The organism is Mesorhizobium sp. B2-1-3, assembly GCF_006442495.1.
Taxonomy (GTDB): domain Bacteria; phylum Pseudomonadota; class Alphaproteobacteria; order Rhizobiales; family Rhizobiaceae; genus Mesorhizobium.
In genome coordinates this window covers 1-19,128 of record NZ_VFWL01000027.1, presented here as the reverse complement: position 1 = coordinate 19,128, position 19,128 = coordinate 1, and the positions used below count along the sequence as shown (strand labels likewise).

Sequence of the window (19,128 nt, the reverse complement as noted above, 5' to 3'; positions counted from 1 at the left end):
TTAAAAAAACGACGGGGGAGGGGAAGGCTGGCACAGAAGATCAAGCTGTCGACGATCGCGGATGCGCTCGGCGTGTCCACGGCCACGGTATCGCTGGCGCTGCGCGACAGCCCGCTGGTGGCAGGCGGCACCCGTGACCGCATCAAGGAACATGCCCGCGCCATCGGCTACATCTACAACCGCCGTGCCGCCAGCCTGCGTACCTCGCGTTCGGGCATTGTCGGCGTCGTCGTGCATGACATCATGAACCCGTTCTTCGCCGAGATACTGCGCTCGATCGAAAGCGAGCTCGACCGCAGCCGCCAGACCTTCATCCTGTCCAATCACTACGACCAGCTCGAGAAGCAGCGCACTTTCATCGACACGCTTTTGCAGCTCGGCGCCGACGGCGTCATCATGTCGCCGGCCATCGGCACTCCGGCCTCGGATATTCTGATGGCCGAGGAAAACGGCCTGCCGGCGGTGCTGATCGCGCGCACCGTCGAGGGCGCCGACGTGCCGGTTTTTCGCGGCGACGATGCCTATGGCACGGGGCTTGCCACCAATCACCTGATCTCGCTCGGCCACAAGCGCATCGCCATGATCGGCGGCACCGACCAGACCTCGACCGGCCGCGATCGCTACCAGGGCTATGTCAACGCCATGGAGGCCGCCGGGCTGGAAGTGCGGCCGGCCTGGCGCATCCCCGGCCCGCGCACCAAGCAGGCTGGCTTCGAGGCCGCCGGACAGTTTCTGGCCCTGAAGGACAAGCCGACAGCCGCCTGCTGCTGGAACGACCTCGTCGCCATCGGCCTGATGAACGGCATCGCGCGCGCCGGCCTGGTGCCCGGCCTGGACATATCGGTCACCGGCTACGACGATCTCGAGGAGGCGGCAATCGCCACGCCGGCGCTGACCACCGTGTGGAACGGTCAGCGCGAGGTTGGCCGCCGCGCCGCCAGCGCCCTGCTCGACAAGCTGAACGGGCAGACGGTGCGGCCCTCTCAGGAACTGATCAAGCCGGAACTGCATGTGCGACAGTCGACCGGCAAGCCGGTGGAGCGTGCATGACAAGGCCCGAGCAACTGCAAACCGTCGCCATCCTGGTGCCGGGGCATTTCAACGACCACGCGGTCGAGCGCATCGACCGGACATTCAGGCGTGTCGGGATCGAGCGCGCCGACCCGTCCCTGGTCACCGATGAAATGCGTGACAACGTGCGCGCCATCGCCTCGTTCGGCGGCATCAGCGCGGCCTTCATGGATGCATTGCCCAAGCTTGAGATCGTCGCCAGTTTCGGTGTTGGCTACGATTCGGTCGATGCCCGCCACGCTGGCGATCACGGCATCATGGTCACCAACACGCCGGATGTGCTGACCGAGGAGGTCGCCGACACCGCCATCGGCCTGCTGATCAACACCGTGCGCGACCTGCCGCGCGCCGAAGCCTGGCTGCGCGACGGCAGCTGGCAGCGCAAGGGCAACTATCCCTTGAGCCGGCTTACCTTGCGCGGCCGCAGCGCCGGCATTTTCGGCATGGGCCGCATCGGGCTCGCCATTGCCCGCCGGCTGGAGGCGTTCGGATTGCCCGTCGCCTATCACAACCGGCGCCGGGTCGAGGGCCTGTCCTACCCCTATCATCCGACGCTGAAGGGCCTCGCCGAAGCAGTCGACACGCTGATTTCGGTGGTCCCGGGCGGCGCCTCGACGGAAAAGGCGGTCGATGCCGAGATCCTGTCGGCGCTTGGCGCCAACGGCGTCTTCGTCAATATCGGGCGCGGCAGCACGGTCGACGAGGCGGCGCTTGCGACAGCCCTCGCCAAGGGCACTATCGCCGCCGCCGGGCTCGATGTCTTCGCCGACGAACCGAACGTGCCGCGGGCGCTGCTTGACGCGACCAATGCCAGTCTGTTGCCGCATGTCGGTTCGGCGTCGGAGCACACACGTCGCGCCATGGCGGATCTGTGCGTCGACAATCTGGTGTCCTGGTTCAGCGAGCGCCGGTCGATCACACCTGTGCCCGAGACCGCGCATGTGAAGGCGCGCTGCTGAGCGGTCGGGCTGCCATATTTATTAACGTCAGCTTAACCCTTTGAAATCATTCTTCATCCTGTCCGTACGCATGGATGAGGATCACCATGAAAACGCTTTCCGTACTGATCGGAGCCGCCGCCCTGTTTGGCGGCGTTCAGCTGTTTCATGGCGGCACTGGTGAAAGCGTCGCTGAAGAGGCCGCGCCGCCCGACACCTACAGGCTGGTCGCCAATGGTGATGAGGGGGTTTGCGCAATCAAACGCGGCGCCACCGTCTCGGACGGCCTGTCGCTTTTGACGGTGGCTCCGAACTGTAGCCGACTCATGCCAGGCATCGAGCGGGCGAAATTCTGGCGCGAGCAGGAGGACGGCACGGTCGCCTTCAGCGTCAACGGCGTCGATCCGATCGTCACCTTCGCGGTCGCCGATGGCGACGGATTCGAATCCTACGCTCCCGCACTGCCGCTGCTGTCGCTGGCGGCCGCCGGGGACCCGAGCACCGACGACTGATTACTCCGCCGCCGCGCGGGCGCCGGCTTTGGCAGCCGCATGCAGGCGAACCGCGTCGCCGAAGGCCCGGAAGATCTTGGCCGAGTTACTATCCGACTTGACCCAGTATTCGGGATGCCACTGGACGCCGACCGCGAAAGCGCGGGCATCCTTTACAGAGACCGCCTCGACGGTGCCGTCGTCGGCCACGGCTTCGATCTGCAGCTTCGAACCAAGCCGGCCGATTGCCTGGCGGTGCAACGAGTTGACCTTCATGTCGCCGGCCCCAAACACACCGGCCAGGCAACTGCCCGCCTTGATCGAAACGGTCTGGTGAATCGCGAAACGTTCGTCCTGATTGTCGCTCACCGGCGCGCGGTGGTCGAGCGAGCCTTCACGCTCCTGGATTTCGGTGCCCAGCGTGCCGCCCAGCGCCACGTTCATCTCCTGGATGCCGCGGCAGATGGCAAGCAGCGGCACGCCACGCTCGATCGCCTTGCGAATCAGCGGCAAGGTGGTGGCGTCGCGTGCCGGGTCATAGGGGCCGTTCGCCTCGCTGGCATCGCCGCCATAGAGCGAGGGGTCGACGTTGGATTTCGAGCCGGTCAGCATGACGCCGTCGACCGACGACAGCAGCTCATCGAAATCGAGCCGATCGCCGAACGAGGGCACCAGCACCGGAAACACGCCGGCGCCGGCGATCGCCGCCTCCAGATATTGCTGTGGGGCGGCATGCCAGGTGTAGTTGTCGAATTGACGGACGTCGGTCGATATGGCGACGAGCGGCTGCTGCATTTTGGCTTTGTTTTCCATCTGGGCCGGGGAATCCTGCCTTCAAAATAGGCGATCCCAGCACATTTTTCCATGACAAGTTTCGGTCTGTCGGATGGGCCACCAAACGGCCCGTTAGACTATAGTTGCAAGGCCCTGCGCACACGCCGTCAAATCAGGCCGCCACGCTGGACTCGACTCCTTGCCCGTGTATTGTTTCGCCCAGCCGTGCGGGACATCGAGCATGCGCCGCACGTCGGTTTGTTGATCCAAAAGGGAGGACTTCATGGATCGTCGTTCATTCATCCGCAAGGCCGGGACGACCGCCGCGGCCGCCGCGGCCGCCGCCACGCTCGCCGCGCCGGCCATAGCCCAGTCCAATCCAAAGGTGACCTGGCGGCTGGCGTCGTCCTTTCCCAAATCGCTCGACACGATCTATGGCGGCGCCGAGGTCTTCTCAAAGATGCTTTCGGAAGCCACCGACGGCAATTTCCAGATCCAGGTCTTCGCCGCTGGCGAACTGGTGCCCGGCCTTCAGGCGGCCGACGCCACGACCGCCGGCACGGTCGAGGCCTGCCACACGGTGGCATATTATTACTGGGGCAAGGATCCGACCTGGGCGCTGGGCGCGGCGGTTCCGTTCTCGCTCAACGCGCGCGGCATGAATGCCTGGCACTATCATGGCGGCGGCATCGACCTGTTCAACGAATTTCTCGCCACGCAAGGCTTGTTCGGCCTGCCTGGCGGCAATACCGGCGTGCAGATGGGCGGCTGGTTCCGCAAGGAGATCAACACGGTGGCCGACCTTTCCGGCCTCAAGATGCGCATCGGAGGCTTCGCCGGCAAGGTTGTGCAGAAGCTCGGCGTCGTGCCGCAGCAGATCGCCGGCGGCGACATCTACCCGGCGCTTGAAAAGGGCACCATCGACGCAGCCGAATGGGTCGGCCCCTATGACGACGAGAAGCTCGGCTTCTACAAGGTCGCGCCCTACTACTATTATCCAGGCTGGTGGGAAGGCGGCCCGACCGTCCACCTGATGTTCAACAAGGCGAAATACGAAGAACTTTCGCCGACTTACAAGTCGCTGCTGCATACCGCCGCGCAAGCCGCCGATGCCAACATGCTGCAGAAATACGACTATCTCAATCCTGCGGCGGTGAAGCGGCTGGTGGCCGGCGGCGCCAAACTGCGTCCGTTCAGCCAGGAGATCATGTCCGCCTGCTTCGAGAAGGCCAATGAGGTCTACGCCGAAATGGAAGCCTCGAACGCGCCGTTTAAGAAGATCTGGGACTCGATCAAGGGCTTCCGTAAGGAGCACTATCTCTGGGCGCAGGTGGCCGAGTACAATTACGACACCTTCATGATGGTCCAGCAGCGCAACGGCAAGCTGTAAGGTTTTTCTGCCTCCTTTCGAAGACCTCGGACTCGGTAGTCCGGGGTTTATTCGTTGGGCGTCGGTGCTGGAAACATCGATAGTCGAAGGCGTCGAAACTTGCGCCGCAGGGCCGGGGGTCGAACGGGTTCGAAGCGACAGCGGCACTCAGCCTCGGTCCGGCACCACCACCACCTTGACCTCGCCGGCGGCAGGCGGGTTGGCGATTACCGCGGCGGCCTCTTCCAGCGGCACCTGCCTGGAGATCAGCCGGTCGATCTCGATCGCGCCCGAAGCGATCAGCTCGGCGGCGCGGCGGTGCGTGTAGGGATTGAGGAAGGAGCCGAGAACCTTCAACTCGCGAAACAGAAGATCGAAGGGCTCGAACGCCGCCTTCATGCCTTGCGGCACCACGCCGACAATGACGACCGTGCCGCCGGCCCTCGCCAGCCGCAGCGACTGCTCGACCGTTTCCTGGACACCGGCACATTCGAGCACCACGTCGACACCGCCGGGCACCAGTCCCGCTGGCCCGGAGATGGCATCGATGACGTCGGCGGCGCTTGCGTCGACCGTTGCCGTCGCGCCGAGCTCCTCGGCCAGTGCGCGCCGTGATGCCTGTCGCGTCGACAGGATGATGGTCGTCGCCCCTGCAAGCCTTGCCAGTTGCACTGTGAGCAGGCCGATCACGCCGCCGCCAAGTATGGCGACCGAGGAGCCGGGCTTGATCTCGGCCAGATCCACGCCATGCAGGCAGCAGCCGAGAGGCTCGCAGAAGGCGCCGTGCGTCGGCTTCAAGTCCGCGGGCAGGATGAAGGCCTGTTTCTGCGGCAACACGACGTAGTCGGCGAAGCCGCCGTCGCGATGGATGCCGATGGCATTGAGATTGCTGCACAAATTGATGCGGCCGGCATGGCAATGGCGGCAGCGTCCGCAGGCGATGTTGGGATCGCCGGTGACGCGGTCGCCGATCGAGAAGCCGCTCACGGAATGTCCCATTGCCTCGACGATGCCGGAGAACTCATGTCCGGGCGTTACCGGCGGCCGGCAGGGAAACTCGCCGTGGAAGAGATGCCGGTCCGTGCCGCAGACGCCGCAGGCCTCGATGCGCACCAGCAGATCGTCAGGCCCGGGAACCGGCTCGGCGACCTCGCGCAGCGTGATGCTGCCAACCGCTTCCAGCCGTACCGCTTTCATGGTTTTGCGACCTCCGGCATCAGTTGAAATTCGGCGGCTGCGACAGATCCGGCTGTGGTGCCGCCGGTTTGGCGGGCGCCGTGTCGCCGAAGTTCGGCGGTTGCGACAGGTCGGGCGCGGCAGGCGCGGCGGGCGGCGGGGCGCGAGTGGCGGGTGCGGTTCCGCTCCCGGCCGGCGGCGTGCCGAGCGGCGTCAGTCCCGGCACCTCCGGCACCGTATAGTCGATCGTGCCGGAATCGACCGCTGTGCCCTTGTAGTGCATCACCATTTGCGGGAAGGCGATGGTGAGCCCGATCATGATCACCTGGATGCAGACGAACGGCACGGCGCCCCAATAGATCTGGCCCGTGGTCACCGGCGCGATCTGCTTGCCGGTCAAGCGGTCGAGATAGGGCACCCGGGCGGCGACCGAGCGCAGGTAGAACAGCGCGAAGCCGAAGGGTGGATGCATGAAGCTGGTCTGCATGTTGACGCCCAGAAGCACGCCGAACCAGATCAGGTCGATGCCGAGCTTGTCGGCGGCCGGTGCCAGCAACGGCACGATGATGAAGGCCAGTTCGAAGAAATCGAGGAAGAAGGCAAGCACGAAGACCAGGATGTTGACGCCGATCAGGAAGCCGACCTCGCCGCCCGGCAGCGAGGTCAAGAGATGCTCGACCCAGATGTGGCCGTTGACGCCGTAGAAGGTGAGGGAGAAGACGCGCGCGCCGATCAGGATGAACAGCACGAAGGACGACAGCCTTGTCGTCGAAGCGAGCGCCTGCCTGACCACGTCGAGCGACAGCCGGCCTTTGATCGCCGCCATCGCCAGCGCGCCGACAGCGCCCATGGCGCCGCCCTCGGTTGGAGTGGCGATGCCAAGGAAAATGGTGCCCAGCACCAGGAAGATCAACGCCAATGGCGGGATCAGCACGATCACGACCTGCTGCGCCAGCCGCGACATCATGTTGATTTTCAGGCGCTGATCGGCGATCGCAACGATATAGATCACGGCCACTCCGATGCTGGCGCCGAGGATGTCGGCATTGTCGCCATGGGTCGGTGCGAGATAGCGGTAGGCCGCGTAGGAGATCGCCACCGTCGCCAGCAACGCCACCAGCAGCGACACGACGCCATGGCCGAGCGTGCGTGCTTCCAGCGGCAGCGCCGGCATCGAATTCGGCCGGACGATCGTCATGATCAGGATGTAGAGCATGTAGAGGCTGGTCAGCACGATGCCGGGGATCAGCGCGCCCGCATACATGTCGCCGACCGAGCGGCCGAGCTGGTCGGCGAGCACGATCAGCACCAACGACGGCGGGATGATCTGGGCGAGCGTTCCGGACGCGGCGATGACGCCGGACGCCAGCCGGCGGTCATAGCCGTAGCGCAGCATGATCGGCAGCGAGATCAGCCCCATGGCGATGACCGATGCCGCCACCACGCCGGTCGTCGCGGCCAGCAGCGCGCCGACGAAGATCACGGCATAGGCAAGCCCGCCGCGGATCGGCCCGAACAGCTGGCCGATCGTATCGAGCAGGTCTTCCGCCATCCCCGATCGCTCGAGCACGATGCCCATGAAGGTGAAGAAAGGGATCGCCAGCAGCGTGTCGTTCGACATCACCCGGCTGCCGTAGAAATTATCCGGCAACGCATGCAGCAGCGGCCAGGCGAGATTGATCGAGCCGCCCGAATAGGGTGAGACCAGCACGCCGATGAAAAAGAACAAAAGTCCGTTGGCGGCGAGCGAGAAGGCGACGGGATAGCCGATCAGCAGGAAGAGGACCAGCGAGGCGAACATGATCGGCGCCATGTTCTGGGCGATGAACTCGATCACGAGCGCACCTCGTCGGCCAGTGCCTTGGCTTCGAGTTCCGCCTGCTCATGCGCCGATATGAACGGGGTCGGGTCGTCCATGTCGCCGCGCATGATGGCGATGTTCTTGATGATCTCGGAGATGCCCTGCAGCGCTAGCAGGAAGAAGCCGACCAGCAGGATCGCCTTTGCCGGCCAGATGATCAGCCCGCCGGAATTGTTCGACATTTCGCCGCTGCGGAACGACAGCGACACATACGGGACGAAATAGATCACCATCAGCGTCACGAACGGCATCAGGAAAAAGACATGGCCGAAAAGGTCGATCCAGTGCTGCACGCGCCGCGGGAACAGGCCATAGACGATGTCGATGCGGATATGGTCGTTCTGCTTCAGCGTATAGGCCGCTGCCAGCATGAAGGCGGCGCCGAACAGGTACCATTGCAGCTCCAGCCACGCATTCGACGAGGTGTCGAACACCTTGCGGATGGTCGCGTTAGCGGCGCTCACCAGGATTGCCAGCAGGATCAACCACGATATCCATTTGCCGATGAACTCGTTCACACGGTCGATCGTCCTGGATAGAGCGAGAAGCCCTGCCATGCATTCCTCCCTGTTGGCCGAGGCGCGACGGCTCCCCCTTGTTTTCCGCCGCGCCGCTGTGGCCTAACCGTATGCCGTGCGTGGCAGGACGGGTCAACACAGGAGCGGCGCTGTCAACGCGGTTGTGAGACGAGGAAGCCGACGAAGCGCAGGCAGACGGCGCACGGCTTGGGAACCCGGAACCGGCAGCCGGCAGGGTTCGTGGGGAAAATCAAAGCCTTAAGGCGGTCGTTTCGTTTCCGAAACAAGCTTATCGACGGCATGCGTCATGCAACCAAAGTCTGATGCGGATCACACGATCTTGGTCTGGTCGCGGCCAGCGCCGATCAGCACCAGCATGGCGACGAGGAACAGGTACATCCACGCGTCGCGCCATTCCACCGGGAAATAGCCGGCCCACAGCGACTCGGCCATGCCGAAGGCGGCAGCGCCCAGGGCCGCCCGCGGCGGCGAGAGATAGCCGCCGACCGCTGTCACGAACAGGATCTTGAGCCCGTAGACGAGGCCGGAACCGAAACTGACATTGCCGTAATAGAGGCCGGCCATGACGCCGGCCAGCGCGGCGCAGAAACCACCGAACAGCACTGCGTGGCGGAACACGGCGCGCACGTCGACGCCGCACATGGCGGCCGCCTTGGGATCGTCGGAGACGGCGCGCCAGCGCCGGCCGAAATTCGAATGGGCAAAGCCCCAAGCCGCAAGCGCCACCGCCCCCAGCACCACGGCGCAATCGAGCAGCTGGATCAGCGTCAATGTCGCCTTGAAGCCGGCATTCTGCGCGAAAACGACAGGTTGCGCCAGCATAGGCGGCAGCCACAAATCATGCGTGTCGGCGGCGATGCGGCTTGCTTCCGACAAAACCAGCAGGATGCCAAGCGTGGTCACCACGATCGCGTTGGGCGAGCGGTCGGCCAGCGGTTCGAAGACGCTGCGCGACAGGACCCAGCTGATAAGCGCGGCGTAGAGGAAAGCCGCTGCGACGCCGAGCACCACCGCCGCCGTCAGCGTCAGCCACAGCACCTGGTAGCCGAAGGCGGCGGTCAGGATCATCGTCTGTCCGCAAAAGGCGAACAGCGCGCCATAGGCCAGGTTGGTGCGGTGCAGGATGCCGTTGGTCAGCACATAGCCGAACGCCAGCAGCGCATAGAGTGCGCCTGAATGCAGCCCGTTCAGGACCTGCTGGAACAGATACAGCATGCGAAAATCCTCGGGGCATGTCGCCCAAAGCGCATAGCGGTTTTGGGACGACGATACGCTCCAGACAGAGAGCGGCAACACCCGCTTCAGGGCAGACTTGCATCGTCGAATCTAACTTGTCAAATGCCATTTATCGGTTAGATTTCGGACATGACGGTATCCTGGACCCCGCACCGCTTCACCGGCGGCCTGCTCGCGCTCGACACGGCGAACACCGTCGTGCTGCGTGCCGATCCCGAGAGGACCTTCGACCGTTTTGACGATCCGCGCGAGATCGCCCGCTTCGCGGACGCGGCCAGCGGCTTTCGCGCCGCCGAGCTTGGCGGCAGGCGGCTGGCGGTCTCCGCGCCGACTGCAATCGCGCCGGTCGTGCTGGCGATCCGCGAAGCGACGGACCGGTTGTTTCGCCACGCCGTGTTGAGGGGCGCCGTCGCCACCGATCATCTCTCAGGCTTGCTGGGGGCCTGCGCCGGCGGTCTTGCCGGCAGCCGGACCGAGATCGCAACGCCCGGAAAGCCGTTCGGCGATCCGGCAACGCCGATCGCATTCGAAGCGGCACTGGCGGTTTCCGCCCTGTCGCTTCTGCGCGAGGACACGGTCGCCAGGCTCAGGATCTGCCCCAATTGCTCCTGGCTGTTCGTCGACCGCAGCCGCAATTCCAGCCGCCTGTGGTGCGACATGGCGGTCTGCGGCAACCGCCAGAAGGCAAGCCGCCACTATCGCCGCCGCAGGGCGGCCAATGAGGTCAACAATGTCCAGGATTAGCTCTCGTTCAGCCCTGCTCGGCATGGCGCTGATCGCGGCGATGGCGCTCGGCGCCTGCCGCGACACCGCCAAGGACGGTGAAGGCAAGTTGTTCGAGATTTCGGGCAAGATATTCGTCTTCAACTATCGTCTTGCCAGGGCGACCTATGTCGTGACGCTGCGGCCCCTGCGGCCGATGGGAGAGGGCCAGGTCGCGGTCGCCAGCTTCCAGGATCCGGCCGGCGGCGCGCCGTTGGTGGTCGAGCAGAAGGTCTGGCCCAAGCTCGACAAGGTGACGCTGGAGAGCCCGGCTTTGACCTGCGTCGTCAAGAACAAGCCTTATACGATCGCCATCGCTATCAAGGGCTCCGACGGCGCGGTCCTGCAGAAGATCGACACCACGCTGATGTCCACCGAAGACCAGTCCATCCTGCCCGACCGGCCGCTCGTCATTGACCAGCTCTACACCGCCAATCCCGATCTCGTCGGCCACCCCGACGGCAAGCTGCCGGGCGAGCCGAAGCCCGACTGCTCCAAGGGCACCTGACGCTCGCCGCCAAGCCGAAAGGCAAGCGAAATTTTCGTACGCCGGACATTGCTCGCTGAGCGATTTCATACCGGGCAAGAGACGACGGCGGATCGTTCGTTGCGCGTTGCCTGGCACGTCCGATTTCGTTTGACCTGTCTTGCAAGGGGAGAAAGGATGCGTCATCCGATCCCGACGCTGGCTGCCTGCCCCCGCGCGGCCTCCGCAGAGGAAATGCCTGATGACGCTGCACGACGTCGCGCTCGACGACAAGTTCGATCTGGGGAAGGAGCGCATCTTCCTGTCCGGCGCCCAGGCGGTCATCCGCATGCTGCTGATGCAGCGCGAGCGCGACCGCCGCGCGGGCCTGAACACGGCAGGCTTTGTCTCCGGCTATCGCGGTTCGCCGCTGGGCGGCCTCGACATGCAACTGTGGAAGGCGAAAAAACAGCTTGCCCAGGCCGACATCGTCTTCCAGCCCGGCCTTAACGAGGAACTCGCCGCCACCGCCTGCTGGGGATCGCAGCAGACGGAATTGCTGGGCGAAGGCACCCATGACGGCGTTTTTTCGATTTGGTACGGCAAGGGTCCGGGGGTCGACCGCTCCGGCGACGTCTTCCGCCACGCCAATCTGGCCGGCTCGTCGAAACATGGCGGTGCGCTCGCTTTGATGGGCGACGACCACATGGCCGAATCCTCGACCAACGCGCACGCCACCGAATTCCTGTTCGTCGACGCCATGGTGCCGATCCTCAACCCGGCCGGTGTCCAGGAGATAATCGATTACGGGCTCTACGGTTTTGCCATGTCGCGCTTCGCCGGCACATGGGCGGCCATCAAATGCGTCAAGGACAACATCGAATCGACGGCCTCGGTCGATGCCTCGATCGAGCGTCTGAACATCGTTAATCCCGAGTTCGACATGCCGCCCGGCGGCCTCAACATCCGCCACGAGATCGACATGCTCGGCCAGGAGGAGCGGCTGCATGAGTACAAGCGCGCCGCCGCGTCGGCCTTCATCCATGCCAACGGGCTGAACCGCGTCGTCTATTCGGGCGGCCGCAATCCCAGGATCGGCATCATCACCATCGGCAAAAGCTATCTCGACGTCCGCCAGGCGCTCGAGGATATCGGCATCGACGAGGCGGCCGCCGGCCGCATCGGCGTGCGGCTGTTCAAAGTCGGTTGCCCCTGGCCACTCGATTTCCAGCACATTGCCGAGTTCGCGCGCGGCCTCGACACCATCGTCGTCGTCGAGGAGAAGCGTTCGCTGATCGAGGTGCAGCTTCGCGAGAGCCTCTACGGCACCGCCACGCAGCCCGTCATCGTCGGCAAGAAGGACGAGCGCGGCGACTGGCTGTTTCCGGCCAAGGGCGCGCTCGACCCCAACGAGATCGCCATTGCCCTTGGCGAAAGGATCGTGAAAACCATCGGTCCGTCGGAAGAGATTTCAGCGCGGGTGGCGAAGCTGCGCCAGTTCCAGGCCATGCTCGCAGACGCGTCGGACATCGGCTCCCGCACGCCCTTCTTCTGCTCCGGCTGCCCACACAATTCCTCGACCAAGGTGCCGGATGGCTCGATCGCCGCGGCCGGCATCGGCTGCCATTTCATGGCACTGTGGATGGACAGGAATACTGTCGGCTTCACCGCCATGGGTGGCGAGGGGGCGCAGTGGGTCGGCCAGGCGCCCTTTTCCAAGCGCGACCACATTTTCCAGAATCTCGGCGACGGCACCTACAACCACTCCGGCACGCTGGCGATCCGCTTCGCGCTGTCGTCGGGCGTCAACATCACCTACAAGATACTCTATAACGACGCGGTGGCCATGACGGGCGGCCAGCCGCATGAAGGCGGCCTGACGGTGGACATGATCGCCAGGCAGGTGCGGGCCGAAGGAATCGAGCGCATCGCCATCGTCACCGACGAGCCTGACAAATATGCCGGCAAGGTCGAGTTCCCGGCCGGAGCCACCATCCATCACCGCGACGATCTCGATCTCGTCCAGCGCGAGCTGCGCGGCGTCAGCGGGGTTTCGATCCTGCTCTACGACCAGACCTGTGCCGCCGAAAAGCGCCGCCGTCGCAAGCGCGGAACCTTTCCCGATCCCGACAAGCGGGTCTTCATCAACGAACTGGTCTGCGAGGGCTGCGGCGACTGCGGCGTCCAATCGAACTGCGTCTCCATCCAGCCGGTGGAGACCGAGTTCGGCCGCAAGCGCCGGATCGACCAGTCGAGCTGCAACAAGGATTTTTCCTGCGTCAATGGCTTCTGCCCGTCCTTCGTCACGGTGCATGGCGCCAAGATCCGCAAGGCCGAAGGCATCGCCGGCAAGACCGATCCGCTCGACGGCGTTCCAGCAGCCGCCGAATTCCCGCTCGGGGAACAGGGCTGGGCGGCGATCATCGACGGCGTCGGCGGCACCGGCGTCGTCACCGTCGGCGCCGTGCTCGGCATGGCGGCTCATCTCGAGGGCAAGGGCTGCGGCATGATCGACATGGCCGGGCTTGCCCAGAAGGGCGGCTCGGTGTTCACCCATGTCCGCATCGCCCGCACGCCCGATGACATCCACGCCATCCGTGTCTCGGCCGGCAAGGCCGATCTCGTGCTCGGCTGCGATCTCGTCGTGTCGGGCGCCAAGAAGGTGCTGGCCGCGGTGCGCGAGGGCCACACCATCTTCCTCGCCAACACTGCCGAGATCATGCCGGGCGAGTTTGCCCGCTCGGCCGATTTCTCGCTGCCCATCGAGCGCTTGAAGAAGGCGATCCGCACTGCTGCCGGCGACGACAAGGCGCATTTCTTCGACGCCACCCGCACAGCCACCGCCCTGTTCGGCAATTCGCTGGGCGCCAACATGTTCATGCTCGGCTTCGCCTTCCAGCATGGCGGTCTGCCGCTGTCGGCGCAAGCCGTCGAAAAGGCGATCGAATTGAACGGCGAGGCGGTGGGGATGAATATCGCCGCCTTCCGCTGGGGCCGCCGCGCCGCGCATCAGCCGGACTTCGTGCGTGGCCTCGTCCAGCCGGGCAAGGACGGCCAACCCGCCACCATTGCCCAGACGCTGGACGAAATCATTGCTCGCCGGGTCGCTTTCCTTTCCGCTTATCAGAACGCCGCCTATGGCAAGCGCTACGCCGGCAGGATCGCCGCCCTGCGCGCGGCCGAAGCCAAGGCCGCGCCCGGTTCGAGCGCCGTGACGGAAGCGGCGGCCAGGAACCTGTTCAAGCTGATGGCGATCAAGGACGAATACGAGGTGGCGCGGCTCTATACCGACGGCTCCTTCGCCGCCGAACTCGGCAAGCAGTTCCAGAGTTACGAAAAACTCGAATTCCACCTGGCGCCGCCGATCCTGGGCCGTCGCGGCAATGACGGCAAACCGAGGAAATCGAGCTTTGGTCCCTGGATGATGAAAGGGTTCCGCATGCTGGCGGCGCTGAAGGGCCTGCGCGGGACAGCATTCGACCTGTTCGGCTACACCGCCGAGCGGCGCATGGAGCGGCAATTATTGGCGCAATATGAGGCCGACCTGCAACGCGTCGCCAACTCGCTGGCGCCGGACAACATCGAGGCTGCCACGGCCCTCGTCTCGGTGCCGGCACTCATCCGCGGTTACGGCCATGTTCGGCAAGCCAGCGCTCAAAAGGCGGCCGGCGAGCGCCAAAGGCTGCTCGAGCGCCTGTCCGGCACATCAGCGAGGGCGGAACTCCAGGCCGCCGAGTGATGGCCTTGTTTACCTAAAGCCCAATTCTCCCAGTCTGTCCTGCTTTGCGCGCCTTCGGTAAGCCGCCCAAAACCGCTGTTCTAAGCCTTTCTTAAGGCGGATGTGAGATGACGAGGCCTAGCGTTGGGCCGACGACATGGGCAGAACAAAGACCGAAAACATCCCAGCGGATGTTTATATCCAGTTTGTGCGGTCGTTGTTCGACAACGCCCACATGCTGGTGATCGGTGGCGTGTGCTACTGGATCCTCGGACTAATGATCTACTTGCGCACGAACAATCCGTTGTTCCTGGCTTTCTCTTTTGTTCTGCTGTCCATCTGCCTTTACCGCTATTTCGGCATTCGCGCCTTCCGGAAGGCAGGCGGTGTAATAGCCGACGTCCAGGAGGCGCATCGGTGGGAGCGCAACTACATCCTCAAGGGCAGCGTGCAGGGCCTCACGTTGGGCGCACTGTGCTTCATATCGATCTATGTCTATCCCGATCCCTTTGCCGAACTGGCCGCGACGTCGCTGGCCATCGCGACCTTGGTGACGGTTGTTGGCCGGAACTATGGCTCTCCCATTATGGTGCGGGTTTTTTCCGTGACCTTCATTGGTCCGGCAGCACTTGCACTTTTGCTGCGCATGGATGTGCCTTCGGTCATTCTCGGTCTGATGATCATCCCGTTGACTTTCGTCACGATCAACAGCGCCGACCACGTCCGCGATGTGCTTTTCTCGGCCGTCATCGGCCACAAGGAAGCGAGGAAGCTCGCGCTCAGATTCGATCGCGCGCTCAATACCATGTCGCATGGCCTCGTCATGCTTGGCCCGGACGGTCGGGTGGCGGTCGCCAATGCCGAGGCCGCGCATCTGATGTCGCTCAAATCGGCCGATGCGCTGCTTGGGCGGTCAATCCATGGTCTCTTGATGCGCGGCGTCGTGGGCGGCATGCTGGCCCCAAAGGACTGCCGCTACATCGAAGCCCAGCTGACGCGTGCATTGCGCGAGGGCCGCGACCGTAAGGTCCTGGTTTCGCTCGCCAATGGCCAACATTACGAATTCTCCGCCCGCGAAGGCAGCCAGGAACTCGGAGTCATCACCTTCGAGGACGTGACGGCGCGCGTCGAGGCGGAAGACAAGATCCGCTTCATGGCCCGCTATGACAATCTCACCGGCCTGCCCAATCGCGCCTATTTCCACGAACTGATCGGCGAGGCGATGGCGTCAGGCGACCGTGATCGCCTCTGCGGCCTTGCCGTGCTCGACCTCGACGATTTCAAAAGCGTCAACGACACGCTCGGGCATCCGATCGGCGATGGATTGATTTACGCGGTGGCCGAGCGTCTTGCCGCCATTGCGGGACAAGGCATCACCGTCAGCCGCTTCGGCGGCGACGAATTCATGGTTTTCTTCGACCGTATAGAGGATGAGAGCCATCTGACCCTTCAGATCGACGAGATCTTTGTAGCGTTGCAAGGGGAGGTGGACGTCGCCGGCCACGGGCTGCGCATCCAGGCCAGCGCCGGCGCCGTGCTGTCGCGGGTCAGGGATACCGACGTCGACGCCATGATCGTCAAGGCGGACCTGGCGCTCTATAAGGCCAAGGAGCTCGGCAAGAACGGCTGGCGGCTGTTCGAGGCCGCCATGGACGCTGCGTTCCGCAATCGCCAGCTGATGAAGGCGGATCTGCGCAGCGCGGTGGAAGGCAAGGCCCTGCGCGTCGTCTACCAGCCGATCGTGGCGATGAGCACGATGCGCATCGCCAGCTGCGAGGCGCTGTGCCGATGGGACCATCCCGACCTCGGGCCGATTTCGCCCGGCATCTTCATTCCGCTGGCGGAGGAAATGGGCATCATTTCCGAGATTAGCACCTTCGTGCTGCAGGCAGCCTGCACCGAATGCGCCAAATGGCCGGACCACACCAGCGTCTCGGTCAATCTCTCCGCCAAGGATTTCCGCAACCGGGACGTCATCCAGAAGGTTCGCGACGCTCTGGTCAGCTCCGGCCTTGCCGCCGGCCGGCTGGAGATCGAGGTCACCGAAACTGCGCTGCTCGATGACAAGTCGCTGACACGTCAATATATCGAGGAACTGAAGCAGATCGGCGTGCGCATCGCACTTGACGATTTCGGTACCGGCTATTCGAGCCTGAGCTATCTGCATAAGCTGCCGCTCGACAAGATCAAGATCGATCGCTCCTTCCTGATGGACGTCACCCAGAGCAAGCGTTCGCTGGAGCTGCTGAAGGGCATTGTCAATCTGTCGCGGCCGCTTGGACTTTCGGTGACTGTCGAAGGCGTCGAGACCTTTGAGCAGCTCAAGATCCTTGCCTTGCAAGTGAAACCGGATCTCGTGCAGGGCTTCCTGTTCGGTGCCGCGCTCAGTGCGTCGGGTATCGAGACGATGTCGAATGTCACCTGGCCATTTGCCGCTGACCTGCGTCGCACCGGTAAACGGACGGTCCGTTAGCGCCGTAATTTTCGACTTCGCTCGATTGGATTCCCCGCGCGTTGCGAATCGCACGACGCTCTTTGATGTCGAACTCGTTCAGTGTCGGGATACGGTTCCGCCGCGATTTTGCCTTTGCGCAATGCAGCTGAAAGGGTCCTCCTCAGAGTATGCAGATGTATTCGGAGGCATGATCCCACGTCCTCTCAGCGGCAATCGCTCGGACGATTGCTCAGTAAGATATTCTCGGGCGACTCCCGGCCATTAAGGTTAACGGAATGTAAATCAACAAGATCTAAATTTCGGCTTGTGTCTCATTTCAACTCGAATAGCCTATCCTAGGTCGAATTCGAGGACAGACGATGGATGCTGCAACAGCTACAAGGAATGCGTCTGGCGGGGTAAGCACAGCCGGGGATTCGGTGCTGAATCGATCGATGATGCAACTGCTTGAGCATGTCGATTATCGCCTCATTACCGGGGGCGAGGATTTGGAAGCGATTTACCGGCTTCGCTATAAGTCCTATCTGCGCTCCGGCATGTGCGGCCCGCTCGCCAGCGGCATGTTCGAGGATCGCTGGGACAATCTACCCAATTCCTACCGATTCGGTGTCTATTGCTACGGCGAATTGGTGAGCACAATCCGCTTCCATTACATTTCCATCGAGCACCCGAATTCGCCCTCCGTTGATGCCTATCCGGAAATACTGATCGAGCGGCTTGCCCGCGGAGAGACCTTCATCGACGGAACCCGCTTCGCAACCGATCCTGACGCCGCGCCGGCACCCGGAGTGCTGCCGTTTCTGACACTCAGGCTTGCCATGGTGGCCTCGCTCTATTTTGGCCAGAACTCTGTGCTGACGCCGGTCAAGGTCGAGCATTCCAATTTTTATTCTCGTTACTTCAATGCCGTGCAGAGGACCGAGGCTAAGGAGTTTCCGGGCGTTCTTACCCGGATCGCCCTGTTCGAAATCCCCGCCGGCGAAAATATGCGCCTGACGCTCGAACGTTTCCCATTCTTCAGGTCGACGCCCATGGAACAGCGGTTGATGTTCGCCAATCCGGCCATCAATCGGCTGACGCCCTTGTCTATCGTGCCGACGGCGAAATATTATCGTGAGGCCGCCTGAGGCCCCTGATTTTGCAAAGCTCCGGAGCTTTCCGGCCAGATCCGCGTTTTGATGACGGCGGCGCGTTGACGCTCCGCGTCTTCATTTCGACGTATCTGCCAAAAGGACCCCGACATGCATATTTCCCAGCTCGCGCTCACGCCGCTTATCTCGCTGATCGCCGGGGTGCTGATTCTGGTCACGCCACGGCTGCTGAACTACATCGTCGCGCTCTACCTGATCATAGCCGGCCTGCTTGGATTGTTTCCGCACCTCGCCGGCTAAAGACGGACAGCGCGGTTGACGCGCCAGCCGGCTTCGTCCGGGATTGCGCGAAAACAAGCAGCCGGAGCGGTTCGGCGATTCTGCCGAACGCAGGGGCGCTTTGCTTCAAATTTCCCTTGAGGCAGTTGTCGGCTGCGATGCGGCAATAGCGCCATTGCTCTCGGCGCGGCTTTTCGCTATGTGCCTGAAAGATGTCTTCGAAGGGGTATTCCTATGGCTGAGCACACGCCGACCGGTCCTGTCGAACTGGGCGCGAAGATGGACTATGCCGAGCACGACCGCACCTATGCGGGCTTCCTCATGCTGGCCAAATACGGATCACTCTTCTGCGGCGCCATACTTCTGGCGATGGCTTTCGGTTTCTTCGCGGGCGGCTTCTTCTCGGCGACTATCCTGTTCGTCCTGATCATGGCCGTCGGCGCCTTCATTCTGCGATAGTCTTTCCAAAACCCCATTGCCTTTGACGTCGCCGGACGCCCCGGCCGACACTTTGCGCAAACAGGTTCCAGCCGAAAGGATCATGCGGTGGGACAGACGGTTTTCATCCCTCGTGAGCTCGATGCGAACGAGCCGCGCGTCGCGGCTTCGCCCGATACGGTGAAACGGCTGGCCGGCCTGGGTCTTGAAGTGGTTGTGGAGGCCGGTGCCGGCACGCGATCGCGCATTCCCGATGAGGAGTTCGCCAAGGCGGGCGCTTCGATCGGCGAGGCCGGCGATGTTGCCAAGGCCGACGTGGTGCTGAAGGTGCGCCGGCCGACGGATGCGGAGCTGAAAAGCTACAAGTCAGGCGCTGCGGTCATCGCCATCATGGATCCGTATGGCAATGACGCCGCCGTCGCGGCGCTGGCCAAGGCCGGGGTGACCGCCTTTGCGATGGAATT

General features: G+C 63.4%; 16 protein-coding genes and 1 pseudogene. 12 read left to right on the top strand and 5 right to left on the bottom strand.

Annotated features, from left to right (window positions below; all coding sequences use genetic code 11):
• The first annotated feature begins 27 nt into the window (after positions 1-27).
• The 3 genes from FJ973_RS29110 (at position 28) to FJ973_RS29100 (ending at position 2,521) form a co-directional block, all read left to right on the top strand.
• Positions 28-1,050, top strand: a complete 1,023-nt coding sequence (locus FJ973_RS29110) for a LacI family DNA-binding transcriptional regulator (protein WP_140501249.1) — start codon at positions 28-30, stop codon at positions 1,048-1,050.
• Positions 1,047-2,030 (top strand): 2-hydroxyacid dehydrogenase, encoded by a 984-nt coding sequence (locus FJ973_RS29105; protein ID WP_140501139.1) that lies wholly within the window; start codon positions 1,047-1,049, stop codon positions 2,028-2,030. Before FJ973_RS29110 ends, FJ973_RS29105 begins: the two co-directional genes overlap by 4 nt.
• An 86-nt stretch (positions 2,031-2,116) precedes the next feature.
• Complete coding sequence (locus FJ973_RS29100; protein WP_140501137.1) at positions 2,117-2,521, top strand: hypothetical protein; 405 nt, start codon at positions 2,117-2,119, stop codon at positions 2,519-2,521.
• Here the strand turns inward: FJ973_RS29100 and FJ973_RS29095 are convergent, their stop codons facing one another.
• Positions 2,522-3,295: a gamma-glutamyl-gamma-aminobutyrate hydrolase family protein gene (locus tag FJ973_RS29095; protein ID WP_140558776.1), complete on the bottom strand. Its 774-nt coding sequence runs from the start codon at positions 3,293-3,295 to the stop codon at positions 2,522-2,524.
• 262 nt (positions 3,296-3,557) lie between these two features.
• Between FJ973_RS29095 and FJ973_RS29090 the strand changes: the two genes are divergently transcribed.
• Entirely contained in the window at positions 3,558-4,664 is a 1,107-nt protein-coding gene (locus FJ973_RS29090) for a TRAP transporter substrate-binding protein (protein WP_140558755.1), read from the top strand.
• A 147-nt stretch (positions 4,665-4,811) separates the two neighbouring features.
• Here the strand turns inward: FJ973_RS29090 and FJ973_RS29085 are convergent, their stop codons facing one another.
• From FJ973_RS29085 to FJ973_RS29070, 4 genes are all read right to left on the bottom strand, one after another.
• Complete coding sequence (locus tag FJ973_RS29085) at positions 4,812-5,840, bottom strand: zinc-dependent alcohol dehydrogenase family protein (RefSeq protein WP_140512844.1); 1,029 nt, start codon at positions 5,838-5,840, stop codon at positions 4,812-4,814.
• Positions 5,841-5,859: 19 nt separating this feature from the next.
• Positions 5,860-7,656: a TRAP transporter large permease subunit gene (locus tag FJ973_RS29080; RefSeq protein WP_181168458.1), complete on the bottom strand. Its 1,797-nt coding sequence runs from the start codon at positions 7,654-7,656 to the stop codon at positions 5,860-5,862.
• Positions 7,653-8,237, bottom strand: coding sequence for a TRAP transporter small permease subunit (locus FJ973_RS29075; protein ID WP_140558754.1), 585 nt, complete (start codon positions 8,235-8,237; stop codon positions 7,653-7,655). Before FJ973_RS29075 ends, FJ973_RS29080 begins: the two co-directional genes overlap by 4 nt.
• A gap of 291 nt (positions 8,238-8,528) precedes the next feature.
• A complete protein-coding gene (locus tag FJ973_RS29070; RefSeq protein WP_140558753.1) occupies positions 8,529-9,434 on the bottom strand; it encodes a branched-chain amino acid ABC transporter permease in 906 nt (301 codons plus the stop codon).
• A gap of 150 nt (positions 9,435-9,584) precedes the next feature.
• Between FJ973_RS29070 and FJ973_RS29065 the strand changes: the two genes are divergently transcribed.
• The 8 genes and pseudogenes from FJ973_RS29065 to FJ973_RS29030 all read left to right on the top strand — a co-directional run.
• On the top strand, positions 9,585-10,199 hold the full coding sequence (locus FJ973_RS29065; RefSeq protein ID WP_140558752.1) for a CGNR zinc finger domain-containing protein: 615 nt from the start codon (positions 9,585-9,587) through the stop codon (positions 10,197-10,199).
• On the top strand, positions 10,174-10,725 hold the full coding sequence (locus FJ973_RS29060; protein ID WP_140558751.1) for a hypothetical protein: 552 nt from the start codon (positions 10,174-10,176) through the stop codon (positions 10,723-10,725). Before FJ973_RS29065 ends, FJ973_RS29060 begins: the two co-directional genes overlap by 26 nt.
• 220 nt (positions 10,726-10,945) lie before the next feature.
• A complete protein-coding gene (locus FJ973_RS29055) occupies positions 10,946-14,422 on the top strand; it encodes an indolepyruvate ferredoxin oxidoreductase family protein (protein ID WP_140558750.1) in 3,477 nt (1,158 codons plus the stop codon).
• 136 nt (positions 14,423-14,558) lie between these two features.
• Positions 14,559-16,874, top strand: coding sequence for an EAL domain-containing protein (locus FJ973_RS29050; protein WP_140558749.1), 2,316 nt, complete (start codon positions 14,559-14,561; stop codon positions 16,872-16,874).
• 341 nt (positions 16,875-17,215) lie between these two features.
• The gene (locus FJ973_RS29045; protein WP_140501119.1) at positions 17,216-17,983 is read left to right on the top strand and encodes a hypothetical protein; all 768 of its coding nucleotides are present in this window, start codon (positions 17,216-17,218) and stop codon (positions 17,981-17,983) included.
• Positions 17,984-18,097: 114 nt separating this feature from the next.
• Complete coding sequence (locus FJ973_RS29040; protein ID WP_140558748.1) at positions 18,098-18,247, top strand: DUF3096 domain-containing protein; 150 nt, start codon at positions 18,098-18,100, stop codon at positions 18,245-18,247.
• A 213-nt stretch (positions 18,248-18,460) separates the two neighbouring features.
• A complete protein-coding gene (locus tag FJ973_RS29035; protein ID WP_140501115.1) occupies positions 18,461-18,685 on the top strand; it encodes an aa3-type cytochrome c oxidase subunit IV in 225 nt (74 codons plus the stop codon).
• Positions 18,686-18,772: 87 nt separating this feature from the next.
• Positions 18,773-19,128, top strand: a pseudogene (locus FJ973_RS29030) (NAD(P)(+) transhydrogenase (Re/Si-specific) subunit alpha); the annotation flags it as partial.